The following is a 15,135-nucleotide window of genomic DNA, read 5'->3' as shown; positions in this document are numbered from 1 at the left end:
TCTAATGGTAAATTTCAATAACACTTGCTTCATTTAATAATGAAAGCACCTCGTCTTTTTGAACTTCCATTCCCCCTTCGCGATAAGGGTTTTCTTCAAACTTAAACGGAACCTCTTGACCATCGATAACTATTTTCGCTGACTGATTTGGATAAAATTTATATGTGACAGGTTTATCAAACAATTGGTAAGTTAGTGTTAAACCAGACAATTTTTCTGGTAACACGGGATCGAAAACCACACTTTGGGCCTTTTGCCGAATCCCTAAAACAGCTGTAATTAATTGATTTAAATAAATTCCCGGCCCGCTTGAATAAATTCGCCAGCCACCTTTTACCCCAATACTTCCATCTTTTAGTTTACCAAAATTTTCTTGTGATTCATACCTTGTTTTAAAATCGCCATCGGAACTACTAAAATAGGCATTGGCTTGACGTAACTCTGCATTGTGAACCACTTCTTTTAATTGAACTGGATTGATCTGCATTAACGCTTGCCAAGTTTTGTCTCGCTGTCCAATTTTCGCCATCGCTTCTGTATAGCGAATGTGCGCATGTACATACTGTAAACCAATTTCACGCCCAAAATTAGCCGCCTGTTCTGCTCGTTTAAAATTAGTGCTGACACCGCCTCGATAGTTCGCCGGTTTGTTCATTAAGCGCACGCCATCAGGAAACGTTAATTCTTTTTCAATAATTTCTAGATGATGACTTACTTGTTCCGGTGTTAATAATTCAGCTAACATACTACGAGTCATTGGCAATAATCGATATTGAATCCCTGTTTTTTGGTCATTTGGGTGAATCATTTGTTCAAAAGTTTCTGGCGTTTCCATATAAATAAACCCTGGAATCGTTTCATCCACCAACATATATTTTTGAAAATCGTTCTTTATTCCTGCAACTAAACTTGCTAAGTGCTGACTATAAGTAGCATCGATTTCCGTAATTAAAGTCGCAAATTTTTTCAACACTTGATACGTTAAGGCAACGGTCCAACTACTAGCCATTTGCTCTTTAAGACGATTATCATAAGGTTGTAACGTGTCATCCCAATCGCCGTCGCCATAACAAGATAGAAAAGTTTCTGGTAAAAAATGTTGTTCAATATAATTTATTTCTTTTTTCAAATGTTCAAATAAAGATGCTGTTTCTTTTGTTTTGTGATTATCTTTGCGACTTGTATAAGGGATTTCCATAGCTAAGATTGAATAATCTGCGGTTTGTTCCAAATAATCAGTCACTACTTTCAATGGCCAGACGATAATATCGCCATGGCTTTCACTGGCTTTTTGTTCTTCGTATCGGTCAAACATAAACCATTGCGGCCAGTTGCCATCGTCCTCAAATTGATTTTCAAATAGATGCTGAATAATGGAGACCACGATCTTAGGCTGTTGCGTCGCAAAGAAAAATTCTGTCGGTCCTTGCGACACATCTCGTGTGCCCCAAGCTGCTCCACCATACTGTTCTAAGCCATGTGGCGACAAATAATGAACGAGCATATTATGAGTATACCAACGAGTTAATTGATTCATTTGCTGCACACTTGAGTCTGCGTGTGTTAACTCAAAATGATGCAACAAGCCATTAATGAATGCCAAATATTGACTTTCTGCTTTTTCAAAATCTAATGGTGTATTAACTAATGCTTGGTCCTCTGTGCTGCCCGTAATAAGTAGTGAAAATTTTTGGGTCTTTTTGATTGCCAAGACTAATAAGTCCGCTTCAGCTCCACCAAATAATGTGCTATCGGTTACTTGAAATGATTTATCAACTGTCAATGTATAGGTTAGTTCTGGGTAATAATTTTCTGTAGCAGAATGATTTCCCGTCACTCGAAGCGTTTTGCCAGTTTGTTCTAATTGATAGGTTGGTACTTCTTCCGGTCCTAATAACAAATGGTTAGAAACAGCCCACATATATGCATCCTTTTGACTGGTCACTTCCAATTGAATCACTCTTGAATCAGGCGAAGTGAAGGTGCGTACACGAATTGTGTCCTTTGGCAACTTATAATACCACGTAGCAGAGTTCAACCCCATTTCAAAAGCAGAAGGCATTGTTAGTAAGCGCCATAAGCCATTCTCTAAAATGTAGATTCGTTGACCAGAGCGTTTCATAACGTTTAAAGCGTTTCGGCTATTACTCATTAATTTGTTCATGGTCGTATTTCCTAAAACTACTTGTGAATTGAAAATGCCATACATATACACTGTCGTACTAAGCAAAGGTTCGTCAACCGTTAAGCCTTTACCACTTAATAAAATGTGGCCATGCGCTCTTTCCATGGCAATTTCTTTTTCTTGAAGAACAACGTGATGGTAATTTTCCGTGAAAAAGGAATACGTCTGACCTGCTACTTTTTCAATTTGTGTCTGAAGGGGATAAAGTGCGGCCAACTCTTCTTCTGTTAATGGATTTCCTGTGATAGGTTCTCCTAAAAGTTTCGTAGGATAGTCCTGTGTTTCTTCTAATGAATCGAATGTCACAGTTTCATAAATAGCTTGTAAGGCTTCTTTCGATAAAAAAGGTTCAGCTAATGCTTGCGGATGTGTTTCTGTTACCGCACCATAAAAAATAAATTCCTTACTTTCATTCGTTAATTGGACGGCTTCCGTTTGTAAAGCGGTGTAAGCAAATTCATATTGATAGACTTCATTTGCTAAATATCTTTTCCTCAATGCTTCTGGTGTGTTCGTTTGTTTAAATGAACGTCCGAAAAATTGATAGCCATCCGTTGAGTAGCCTGCTAATTTTTGAAAACTCCCTTGAATAAGGGCTGGAAACTTCTCATTTTGCGGTTGATTTTGTCTTGATAAAACAACAAGCTCTTCGCCCTCTTGCCAAATGTGATGATCAAGATACTGCGACACATACGCTTCATTTGACTGAACGGCTCCTTTTGTCGCTAAGCCAATATCTTGACCATAAACAATATCTACTAAGCCAGTTCCAGTGACATTAACCCGCCAGAACCATTGATTGCTTGGTCCCAAACGAAAGTCAACTTGGTAACGAACCGCTTCAAATTCGCCCCGCCACGTCAATTGGTTATCTGAAAGATAAAAATCACTTTGACTGTTGGAACCAATCATTGGTCGATAATTAATTGTGTCCCCTGTAATTATCCGCAAATAGAGTTGGTTCATACTGCCGTCTAAAGGATTACCTTCTAATTGATTAATCATCATGCCACAGCTATTCAATTCTTTTAAATCACCTGTCTCTAGAAATGTAGCGACTGTGTCTGCTTGCTTAAGCTTCTTTATCTGCATAACTTATCCTTCCCATCTTATTCATTTAACGTGACTGTTGCGGTTTGTACATCGCGACTATTTCCACCAATCATTACGATAAATTCACCTGCATCACTGGTTACCTGATTGTCTGAATGAACATAACGCACCATATCCTCTGAAAGAAGAAACTGAACTTCTTTTTCTTCCTTTGGTTCTAGCCAAACTTTTTGGAAATCTTTTAACTCTTTAATTGGGCGAACCACTTGTCCCACCAAATCACGTACATAAAATTGCACGGTTTCCTCACCAGCGATTGGACTGTCATTTCTTACCAAAACAGAGACCGTGACTGGTTCTTCTTTGGTAAATGTTAATGCACTTAGTTGAATTGGTTGATAAGAGAAATGACTATAACTTAAGCCAAATCCAAAGGGATATTTAGCGTAATTAGAGACATCTAAATATTTAGAAACATATTTTTCTTCTGGTGCTGACTCATAAGGACGCCCAGTATTGTCGACATTGTAAAAAATTGGTACTTGACCAACCGTTTCTGGAAACGACATACTTAAACGACCACTTGGATTGTACTGTCCCCACAAAATTTCTGCTAGCGCATTGCCCCCTTCTGTTCCAGGTTGCCAAGCTTGCACAATTCCTTTTGCAACATCTATCCCTTGTAAATCTAAGGGCCGGCCACTGTAGACCGTGACAACAACATTGGGATTTTTCTCAATAATTTGTGCAACTACTGCTAATTGTTTTTCGGGTAGACGAATATCACTGCGACTGGCAGCTTCCCCACTCATCCAATCTGTTTCGCCTAGTGCCACTACTACTTTATCTGCTTGACTAGCTAACGTTAAAGCCTCTTCAATGGCCGCCGCGGTCGGTTCAAAGTAATCAAAGGGTTCTTGGGCAACTAGGAGATTTGTGGTTAATTTTTGGGCCCCAGCCACGAGGGAAATGGCTTCTTCTTTCTTTCCTTGCCATGACCAAGCCCCTAAAATATCTTGTGATTGAGCCCCTGGGCCGACAAGCGCGATTTTTTCTTGCGTTGTAAAAGGCAAAATATTTTCATTTTTTAAAAGAACCATTGATTTTTGAGCAATCTTTTTAGCTATTTCTCGATGTTCTTTGCTTAAAATCACTTCAGCTTCCGCTTGTTCATCCGCGCCACGATAGGGATTTTCAAATAAGCCTAGCTCATTTTTTAGTTTTAAAATTCGCATAACTGCTTCATCAATAAGTGTTTCAGCAATCCGGCCTTCTTCAAGTAATTCTTTTAAATAATCTGGATAACACGTGGTCATCATTTCAATATCTACACCAGCTTTGATAGCCAATTCTGCTGCCTGTTTTTCATCTTTGGCAACGCCATGAGGAATTAATTCTTTAATCGCTCCCCAGTCTGAAATCACAACCCCTTCAAAGCCAAATTCAGTTCGTAATACGTCTCTAAACAGCCATTGGTTGCCTGTAGCAGGAATCCCATCCACTGTATTGAAGGACGTCATGACAAGTTTTGCACCCGCATCTAATCCTGCTTTATAGCCAGGTAAATACATTTCTCTTAGCTGCCGTTCAGACATATCTACCGTATTATAATCTCGACCCGCTAAAGCACCACCATATGCCGCAAAGTGCTTCACGCACGCAGCTACTCGCCAATTGTCCTCTTTTAAATTTTCTCCTTGATAACCTCTAACCATTGCAGCAGCTAAGCGGCTGTTGAGTAACGGATCTTCACCTGTTGACTCCATGACACGTCCCCAACGTGGATCGCGCACTAAATCAACCATTGGCGAAAAGGTTACATGTAACCCTGAAACAGCGGCTTCTTTTGCTGAAATCTCCGCCATTTTTTCAACCGCTGCTTCATCCCAAGTGCTTCCTAAAGCCAAAGGAATCGGAAAGATGGTTCTGAAACCATGAATAATATCCGCCATTAAAAGTGTTGGAATATTTAATCGATGATTTTGCATATATTCTTTTTGAACACGTTTTGCTTCGTTTGCACCGGAAACACCCAGTGTTGTCCCAGCCGTATCAATCGTTTCTTGACTTAGTCCTAGCTCTGACATGGGACCGGTCTTTTCTTCTGCTTTGTCTGAATAAAAAGCTGCTGCTAATTGTAATAATTGATTAATTTTCTCATCAATTGTCATTTCTTCGACTAATTGAATCAGTTGATTTTCTTTCATACTCTCACCTTTCTTCAATAAATACTTCTGCTTCTAAAGGAAAATGATCGGAGGGAAAACGTCCATCAATACTATCTGTTAAACTTGCGGTTTGCTGTACTTGCCAACCTTTTACATAAATATAATCAATTTCTTCTAATTCCGACCAAAGTTTTGTGTAAGCAAAATTTTGAAATGTTCCTCTTGGGCCATAATGAGTAGCTAAATTTTTGCTATCTTGAAATTTTTTTTGAACAAGTTGATGAACCGCTTCCCCCGATTCTGCATTAAAATCGCCCATTAATAAAGTTGGATACTGTGCAATTTTGTCATGTAACTCCTCTAAGATAACGGTCATTCCTGCTAAACGAGCATGAGCTGAAATATGATCCAAATGAACATTGATGACTAAAAAAGGCGTATTTTGAGTCGTTTCCTTAAATAGTCCCCACAAAGCAATTCTTGGACAGCCAGCTTCAGGATGGATACTTGGCTGCTGAGGTGTTTCAGATAACCAAAAATACCCTGTATCAATAGCCTGAACTTTTTGTTCGTTATAGAGAATCACTAGTCCTTCTCCTTGACCATCCCCTTCTCTTTCCGCAGAAAGACAGGTGAATGTTGTATACGCCTTTAAATCCCTGACTTGATTCGGTCGTACTTCTTGAATACAACAAAGGCTCCAATCATGAAAATTGATTAACTGACAAACAGCCTCTTTACGAAAAGACCATTGCCAATCTTGGTCATACTCTGTATCTACCCGGACATTATACGTAGCTATTTTCATTTTTAACCTCCTGCAATAGTTGTTGAATTTGACGCATCTCACGACGGATCTGGGTTGTTTCACCGCCACCGTGGCCTTTTTTCCAATACACTCTGACTGCTTTTCTTGCCTTTATCTGATGATAAGAAGGGAAAAAATCTTTCATTGGACATATCGGATCGTGGCTCCCAACAGAAGCAAAGACTGAATTTTTAATTTGCGAAACAAAGTGACGACTATCAAAATAAGGAAGAACCGCGGCAATTTTTTCATGCGCTTGAGGATGCTCCTGTAAGTACTGATGAATAATTTGATACGAACCCGTTCCTTCTGCTACTCGATTTTCTAAACAAGAATGACTTGGAACATCTGCAAAAGTCGCTAAAATCGGGAAGTCAACTAAACTGTTCACCATTAACACTACGCCACCCCCTTGGGAACCACCACGAAGAATGATTTGGTCCTGATTAATTTCAGTAAAGGTCCGCACCACTTCTACGCTACGTAAATGGTCGGCAAACAAGCGGCGTTGGTACCAATCTTCTTTGTCTAGAAATCCTCGTCCCATTGGTGCTTCATGCCAAATTGTTTGATATGGCACACGATCTTTGGTTAATCCCCCTTGACCTCGATTATCAATGACAAAACAAGCACAACCAATTTGTGTCCAATGAGCAAATTGCCAAGGTTCTTGAATATGATTCATATAGCCTAAACAGTCAATCACTATTGGCTGTTTCCCCGCCGTTTTAGGAAGTAACAAATAGCCAAAGATGCGCTCACCTAGGAAACTTAAAAAGTCGACCTGTTCCACTTGAACATTTTCCAATGGATAGTCAATGACCCGCCGATGGATATCTAGCGGTATTTTTTGAAGTTCCTTCTTAGTCTTTTGCCAAAACTCAAAATACTCATTCATGTTCCACACCTAACACTTTCTGAAAAAAAGCTACTTGAAGAAAGGCCGTTGTCCCGAATCCTAAAGCGATATATAAAAACAAATTAAGCTTATAGAAAAAAACAAACGTTAAAAGAGGTAAAATAAACAAAATAATCGCATTGGCACTATTACTTAAGACCACATAAACCGTCTCACCTAGTGTCTTTTTAACGGACCAATTAAAAACGGAAAAGAGAAAAAGAAAACTCGTCAAAAATAATGCAACAAAACTTAATAGAAAAATAGCTAAGAAACCTAAACTGGTGGCTATTTTAAATAAACTTGTTACGACGATACCGCCCAGTAAAAAAGCAACGAACAAGCCGCCTGTTAAAATAAAACCTCGCATGATATTATTTTTTAACGCTGTCCAAAACGTTCGCAAAACAGGAATATCTTTTTCACGATACAAACGATAGATCGTTCGATACAACGCAATTAAGCCGACACCGCTAAAGATGCCTGTTATACAGGTAATTAAAAAGAGAAAATTAATAATGATCAAGTTGGCAATAAAAGAAAAAAGCCGATAATACCAACCTTCATATGCAAATAGCTTATTCATAATAAAAAAGAAAAGCGGATTCCTCGTTGCTTTATCCGCTTTTCTCTCCTCCTCTCTTACTTAAGTTTGTCTCTGTTTTCTGCCATTTTCTCAGATTTTATTTTTTCAATTGCATCCCATTTATTTGATTTTAAGAATGCTTTGTAGTCTTCTAAAGATTTGTCAAAGGCTTTATCCTCTTTCGCACGAATCATTGAAATAACGGTTGTATTTAGTTTGGTTTCAATCGCTTCATTCGCCCGAGCTTCCGGCGTTCCCGCATCTGGATTAATATTTTCAATTACGAAATGTGGGACCAATTTTCCTTTGCCCCATTCTTGCATTTGCGTTAAAGCACTTTCCATAGGCACTTTTAGTTTATTAACACGGTCGTTGTTAAAATATAGGAAACGACTAATGCCATATTTTTTGTTGTAGGCATCATTGTCTGTTTGTTCTAATTTTTTCACTTCTGGTAAATAATCAATTTTCCCTTGATCATTGTACGCATAAGTAACTCCTTCAACGCCATATTTTGTTAAAATTTGTCCTGGTTCATCAATTAAATATGTGAACAGTTGAGTGACTTTCGCAGGATCTTTCGCATCTTTCGTAATGTAATTACTTAACCAACCTGAAATGCCGGTTTGATTTAATGTTGGTTTTCTGCCAGAAGTGCTACTTGGTCCATCAATGGCTATATAACGTGTGCCAGATTTTTTCATAAATTCTGTAAAGTTCCCACCTTGACCACTGGTTCCAGCAACGAGCATGGTTGCATAATTTCCTTGTTTCACTTTTTCATCAAACGTCGCCCCATCATCTGTGAAGCTATCATCACTAATATTGCCTGCTCGGTAAACATCATTAAATGTTTTTAACCATTCTAAATATTCTTTATCTAAATTTCGATCATAGTATTTACCATTTTTATCCTCTAAAGGAACACCTAAGAAGTCTTGTAATTTGTCTAAAAATGGTCCTGCCCCCTCGCCCACTGTGGTGAAGCCCATTGGGGTCATCTCAGGATATTTTTCTTTAATCTGTTGCATGACTTTTTCAAAATTTTCTGGTGTTGAAACGTCTGGCTTGCCTAATGCATTATAGACATCTTCACGAATAACAAAATTATCATTTACTGGGATATTTCCACTTTCATAATCCGCTTTTGTATTAGAGTAATTAGGGTAACCATATGTTTTTCCATCCTCTAAGGCATGCCATTTAAACGTATCTTGGTTGACAACTTTCATTAAATAGGGGTCATATTTTTTAGCTAAATCGTTTAAAGAGTAGGCCCAAGAATCTGCTTTCAATGCTGCTTGTCCAGTTTTTTCAGTTAATGTCACGATATCAGGCATATCTCCACTTGAAATCATGGCATTTAATTTTGAATCATCGCCGGAAATAAATTCAATATCCACATTTAAATCTTTTTTAATCTGCGCAGTGGTCACATCTTTCCCAAAAGGTAGCGCCGTCCAATCTGAGTTAATATACCATTTAATCTTGGTCGGTTCTTTCTTCTTATCTAACTTCCAAGCAGGCGTCTTTTCATCTAATTCATACCGATCCTTAATTGAGACATCTGAGCTAGCTTTCTTTTCCCCACCGCTACAGGCCGCTAAACTAACGACCGCCGTTGCCACCAATAAACCGCCTAAAACTTTTTTCATATTGTTCCCTACTTTCTTTATTCTTTTACTGCACCGGCCATCATACCGCCGATAAAGTGTTTTTGTAGTAATGGATAAATGATTAAAATTGGTATCGTTGTAATGACAATTGTTGCCAGCTGAACACCACGTGTCGTTGCCTGCACCACCATATCTGTACTGCCGCTCTCTGTCATGGTACTCAAGTTGGATTGAACAATAATTTCATAAATTTTCATCTGCAATGGATACAGATATTCTTTGGTAATATATAATTTCGTGGTCATAAAGTCATTCCATTGACCAACCCCATTAAATAAAATAATGGTGGCTAATGCCGGTTTTGTTAAAGGTAAAAAGATTTTATAAAAAATTTGAAACTCACTGGCGCCGTCTATTTTGGCGGATTCTTCTAAAGATGGTGGAATTTCTCGGAAAAAGTTCATTAAGATAACTACATCATAATAGCTAAATAAAGCTGGAATGATGTATACCCAGAAGGTATCTAAGAGTCCTAATGACTTAATCAAAAGATATGTGGGAATCATGCCCCCACCAAAGTACATTGTAATCACACCCATCGTTGTATAAATGTTACGCCCGACTAGTCTAGATTTACTAAGTCCATAGGCGACAATTGCACAGAACAGCGTATGCGTCGACGCACCGATGACTGTTTTTAAAACAGAAATCAAAAACGCTCGCGGAATGCTACTATCCGAAAAAACTTTCCGATAATTTTCTAGCGTAAATCCTTTCGGCCATAAAACCAAGCCTTTACCAGCTAAACCCGAACTTGACGAAACTGAGGAAACTAAAATATTCCAAATTGGTACGATAATTAATAAAGAAAACAACACAAGAATTAACGTATTGAAAAAGTAAAACCATTTGTTTTCTTTTGATTTTCTTTTAATCACAGCTGTTGCCTCCTTTATAAAATAACCGACCGACCATTGTTCATTTTTCTAGTAATGCGATCTGTAATGACTAATAAAACAATTGAAATAACAGAAATCCCTAAACCAACTGCCGTCGCATAAGAAAAGTCCCCTTGCGTTAGCCCCATACGATAAACAAATGAATTAATTACTTCTGATTTGTTTTGGTTTTGAGCATTCATTAAAACCAACGTTTGATCTAAGTTCGATCCCAATAAACCGCTAACATTTAGAATTAAGTTCAACGAAATAATCGGCGCTAATAAGGGCAAAGTAATCGTTCGGATTTGTGTTAATTTTGAAGCACCATCAATTCTCGCCGCTTCATAAAACGTTGGATCAATGCGAGACATGCCAGCAAGATAGAGAATCGTGCCCCAACCTACTTCTTTCCACAAATCAGAAAGAACAGCAATCCACCAATACTTATCAGGATCTAACAAATGATTGACGCCCTGATTCATTAAGCCTAACGACATCATGACTTGGTTGATAAAGCCATTTGTTGAAAGCCACGAAATCAACATCCCGCCTAAAACGATCCAAGAAAAAAAGTGGGGAATATAAGAAATCGTCTGAATCACTTTTTTTAAATGTCCATCTCTCATTTCAAAAATCATTACTGCTAAGATAATCGGAATAGCGAATCCTAAAAAAAGTTTCATTAAACTAATCGCTAAGGTATTACGAACTGCTTCCCAAAAAAAACTATCTTCCATAATGATTCGAAAATTTTCAAGTCCAACCCATGGTGCAGAAGAAACCGTGTCAACAATCGTATAATTTTTAAAAGCAATGATAATTCCATAAATTGGAATGTAGTTAAAGACAATCATGAATGCTACACCCGGAAGTACCATCCAATGCAATTGCCGCTGATCATAAAACTTTTTTAGTTTTTTCATAAGCAGGGTTCCTTTCTTTTTAGTGAAACGTTTCTACAAACAGATTATACCTTCAGTCTAAATAGTTGTAAACCCTTACATTATGGTTTTATTTAAAAATAACAGCATTAAAAAGCGCTATAGACCATTTATAAAGAAATTATTTCCCCTGCTTCTTTTTCCATAAAAATACTCTTTTCTAGATATTTCAAAGCATTTTATAGAAACGTTTCACCAAAATATGAACCTCTTTTTCTTAAAAATAATTCTGTTAAATAACAGAAAAAAGTCTGGTTGGATTGACCAGACTTTTTAAAGATAAATAGTAAAATGTGTAATTTCAGGGATCACCCCAAAACGGGCATGAATGGCGGTCGTTCCTAAGCCTGTATTAACATATAGTTGCGTTTCTTGGTCCAACTGATACAATCCTCTGGTATACTTTTCTGCTAAAACATTTGTGATTGGATAAAAAGGAATCCAAATTTGTCCGCCATGGCTATGTCCTGCTAAAACTAACTGTGTACCCGTGCCAACAAATGCATCCGCGACATCTGGTTCATGGGTCATTAATAACGCATAGTCATACGTTTCTCGATAGGATAATGTTTCTGAAACCGAAGGATTTCCTAATAACGAGTCATCTAAACCACCAATAAAAAGACGGCGTCCATCTGCTAAGGTTATTGTTTCTCCTTGGTTTTTCATAACGGTAAAGCCACTGGCCTCCATGACTTCATCATACACCGCAGAAGCACCGCCACCATAATCATGATTTCCCCAAACTGCATATTTTCCAATTGTCGCTTGCAACTGTTTTAACTTTTCAATCATCGGTTCTTTTTGTTGTGGATTTTCAGCATAATTGTCAAATAAATCACCTGTAAAAACGATAATATCTGGTTTTTCACGATTGACTTTTTTTATGACTTTATCTAACCGCTTCGTCTCATAAAATTCTGAAACTTGTATATCCGAAAGTTGCACAACATTCAATGGTTCTCGTTGATTTTTCTTTCCCAAAGTCACCTGATTAACGTGAACTAAATTCGGCTCAATCTTCCACGCATAGATTGGGAGAGCGATAATTAAGAAAAAAAATAAGAGCATTATACTTAAACCAATTTTTTTAACCACATCACTCGCTCCTTTCTTTTCTTTGATTTCCGAAGACTTAGTATAGAGAAAAATCTTCTTAGCCACAATCTAAAACAAACGAAATTAAGGCTTTGTTAAACAACCTAAAGAATTTCCACAATCTCTTATCCTTTTCTTAGCTTTTTTATAAAAAAAGCTAGAGCCTGGGACAAAAATCACTTTGGATTTTTGTTCCAGGCTCAAAAGCTGATAAACGGTGGGAACATTCTTCTCTTAATGATGATGTTTTCGAAACGTTTGATAACCAATTAAGCAAAATAAAATCCCCAATAAAATCATTCCAGTTACTGAAAATAAACCTGCTAACATCTTTCGCATCCTCTCTGCTGCTAAACTTCTTTATTTGTAGTCACTATTTCTTGTTGTAAAATTGGTTGAAATAGACGACGTTCTGCTAATTTCCTTGCTAAAATTGCTTCACTTTTTTCTGTAAATATACCTAAGTTATGGCGCTTGCCCTTCAAGGAGATATAAGCCAGCCATTTCCCAGAAGCGGTCTGGCTCACTCCTTTGTATCCGCTGCTATTATTTTTAGGGCGTTTACTTTGTAACTTTCCTGGAATTACACCAGCAACTCTTTGTCGGTAATCCTTCTTTTTACGATGCCCGCAACTTTTGGTATGACCATTCAACAAATTTTCACAGCGAACCCAGCAAGCTTGTCCGCACGTACACAGACAATACGCTTTCATTGTCTGTTGAATACTTTCAATCCGTACCACAACTAATTCATGATAGTTTTTTTTCAACATTGTTTGATAGCGATGGTGCGCACATTTGGTTCGATACCCACGAATTAGTTGTCTTCTTGAAGCTTCTGCATAGCTCCCACAAGAACAGCGACAGGCCCAAACAATCAGCCCTTCTTTTCTTTTTGCTGTTGGTGCTACTACTATCAACTCACCAAATTTTTGACCAGTTAAGTCTTTATAGTTAACTGCTTGTCTCACTTGACTATCCTTCATATTCTTGTTCTCGCCACATCTCGATTGCGTCTCTGCCATAGTGCTCATTTTTCTGAGTCTCTCCCTTTCTTAGTTCTCTGACCACCTCAGCAAATACTTGCCAATCTTTTGTTTCCGGCAAATGACGCCATGTCAATTGACGACACCGTACTTTCGAACTATAAAAATCGGACAAATACAAATCGGTTTCTAAGGTTAATTTGTGATCAATCAGAACATCCATATAGTTGAAAGAAGCAATAATTTTTGCAATAAAGCGGTTATAATCCTCCCCACCAGAAAAATCAACAAATACATGAATCGTTTTTTCAATTGCGCAAAAAGAACGATCATTTAACAAACAAAACATAAAATCATAATATAGATGCACGCGCTCATACATTAAAAATCGTTTTTGATACAGCGACTCTGTCTTTTGTATAAAACCATCTATGGCGCGATGAATTTGAGGAAACCGCTCTTCAAAGAAACTGCTCTGCTTGGCGGGAATAAATGCAGCCACCGAAAAGTATAGACGGTCCCAGCGATAACAAATCAACTTTAATTTTTCTTTTGTTTCCACCGTAATTCGCTTTTCAAAGAAAGGAATAACACTATTCATATGATTAATAAATTCGTCTAACATGGTTAACTTATTTGGAAAAACAATCGGACTATCAATGTATTCATTTAAACTTAAAAAAAGAAAAATATATGAAGTTTCTTTGCCAAAATCCTCTTTAAAAAGAGGTGTTTCACTTGTATAAATTTTTTCAAACGCATGCTGTAAACAGCTAGGCACATGAACTTCCGTAAAAGAGTCCACTACATGATCAGAAAAGACACGAAAACGTTGGATCGTTAAAAGAATATATAGTTGTGCGCTTTGATTAAGACTAAACGTTCTTTGATACATCAGTTGTAGATCGTTTATAAATCGTTTAATACCATGACTATTTTCCAGCAAAATGTTAGGCAGCCTTTCTTGATTACTGCCATAAAAATAATACAAGCATTGAAAACAAAAACTTCGGATATTTTTCTCTTCTCCAACCAAGCCTGTTGACTTTAATTTAATACGCCAATTAGCTAAAATCAGATTTAGTTTATACGAGAAAGCATATATTTTACTTTTGCTCATAAAATGAATTTGCGAAAATTCTTGAATCGTGTGCTTTTGATAGAGACCCACATCAAGAAGCAACTTGGCCATTAGTGATTGATCAAAATAATATTTTCTTAACGCTTGATAATCAATTTGCGATAATTTTTGCGCACTAATCAGTCCTTTAGCTGGAAAAAGAATTTGACTCCTTGAAGAAATTTGTGTACATTCATAATTTATTTGACGGCACAACGATTCTAACTTTTGAGTGGATAAATCAAAATATCCATAAAATTCTTCTTTTAATAATGGACCTTCACTATTCATAAAAGTTTGATAAATAAGTAATTTATCTCGGAATTCTTGGTCTAATAATTCATCTAACAAAGTAGTCACATTTTCAACTCCAAACTATCACGCCTTAAGTATCTATTTTTTTAACAAGACGTGAGTGTCAATCTTGCTTATTTTTTCCACAAATTTAAAAATGATTCTTTCAATATTTAGGAATCTTCATAGAAAAGTATTATTTTAACCAAAAAAAGCCACCTTGCGTCACCAAGGAGGCTTTTTTTGTTATTTTTTTACTTTAGATTTAAAGAAAAGCTGATTTGTTTGACTAATTTTCTGTTTCTTTTCTAGCCTATTCGTCAAAAATGATTGAAACTTTTGGTTCGTCTTCTATACCATCTTCCTATAAAGTTCTTGCTCTTTTAAGTATCAGCTTCTGTCAATAAAAGTCCTCATTTGGCATTGCTAATCTGAATACAG

At 37.2% G+C, this 15,135-nt stretch carries 11 protein-coding genes; all 11 read right to left on the bottom strand.

Going from position 1 to position 15,135, the window contains the following annotated elements:
• Position 1: 1 nt before the first annotated feature.
• Positions 2-3,277 (bottom strand): GH36-type glycosyl hydrolase domain-containing protein, encoded by a 3,276-nt coding sequence (locus IGL49_RS04970; RefSeq protein ID WP_104853807.1) that lies wholly within the window; start codon positions 3,275-3,277, stop codon positions 2-4.
• A gap of 17 nt (positions 3,278-3,294) precedes the next feature.
• Positions 3,295-5,445: a glycoside hydrolase family 3 N-terminal domain-containing protein gene (locus IGL49_RS04965; RefSeq protein WP_104853806.1), complete on the bottom strand. Its 2,151-nt coding sequence runs from the start codon at positions 5,443-5,445 to the stop codon at positions 3,295-3,297.
• Between the two features lie 4 nt (positions 5,446-5,449).
• A complete protein-coding gene (locus IGL49_RS04960; protein WP_104853805.1) occupies positions 5,450-6,214 on the bottom strand; it encodes an endonuclease/exonuclease/phosphatase family protein in 765 nt (254 codons plus the stop codon).
• Positions 6,195-7,112 (bottom strand): acetylxylan esterase, encoded by a 918-nt coding sequence (locus tag IGL49_RS04955; RefSeq protein ID WP_104853804.1) that lies wholly within the window; start codon positions 7,110-7,112, stop codon positions 6,195-6,197. Before IGL49_RS04955 ends, IGL49_RS04960 begins: the two co-directional genes overlap by 20 nt.
• Positions 7,105-7,698, bottom strand: a complete 594-nt coding sequence (locus IGL49_RS04950) for a hypothetical protein (protein ID WP_104853803.1) — start codon at positions 7,696-7,698, stop codon at positions 7,105-7,107. The genes IGL49_RS04955 and IGL49_RS04950 overlap by 8 nt, the downstream gene beginning before the upstream one ends.
• Before the next feature lie 56 nt (positions 7,699-7,754).
• Positions 7,755-9,353: a sugar ABC transporter substrate-binding protein gene (locus tag IGL49_RS04945; RefSeq protein WP_104853802.1), complete on the bottom strand. Its 1,599-nt coding sequence runs from the start codon at positions 9,351-9,353 to the stop codon at positions 7,755-7,757.
• 17 nt (positions 9,354-9,370) lie between these two features.
• Positions 9,371-10,252, bottom strand: a complete 882-nt coding sequence (locus tag IGL49_RS04940) for a carbohydrate ABC transporter permease (RefSeq protein WP_002357901.1) — start codon at positions 10,250-10,252, stop codon at positions 9,371-9,373.
• Positions 10,253-10,266: 14 nt separating this feature from the next.
• The gene (locus IGL49_RS04935) at positions 10,267-11,178 is read right to left on the bottom strand and encodes an ABC transporter permease (RefSeq protein WP_002382199.1); all 912 of its coding nucleotides are present in this window, start codon (positions 11,176-11,178) and stop codon (positions 10,267-10,269) included.
• Positions 11,179-11,469: 291 nt separating this feature from the next.
• Complete coding sequence (locus IGL49_RS04930) at positions 11,470-12,360, bottom strand: metallophosphoesterase (RefSeq protein WP_174108218.1); 891 nt, start codon at positions 12,358-12,360, stop codon at positions 11,470-11,472.
• Positions 12,361-12,644: 284 nt separating this feature from the next.
• A complete protein-coding gene (locus IGL49_RS04925; RefSeq protein WP_162782575.1) occupies positions 12,645-13,319 on the bottom strand; it encodes a hypothetical protein in 675 nt (224 codons plus the stop codon).
• Positions 13,270-14,760: a helix-turn-helix domain-containing protein gene (locus IGL49_RS04920; protein WP_104858177.1), complete on the bottom strand. Its 1,491-nt coding sequence runs from the start codon at positions 14,758-14,760 to the stop codon at positions 13,270-13,272. Before IGL49_RS04920 ends, IGL49_RS04925 begins: the two co-directional genes overlap by 50 nt.
• Between the last annotated feature and the right edge of the window lie 375 nt (positions 14,761-15,135).

The organism is Enterococcus sp. DIV1337a (assembly GCF_051712285.1).
Classification (GTDB): domain Bacteria; phylum Bacillota; class Bacilli; order Lactobacillales; family Enterococcaceae; genus Enterococcus; species Enterococcus faecalis.
The sequence above is the reverse complement of the archived record's forward strand: the minus strand, read 5'-3'. Positions and strand labels throughout refer to the sequence as shown.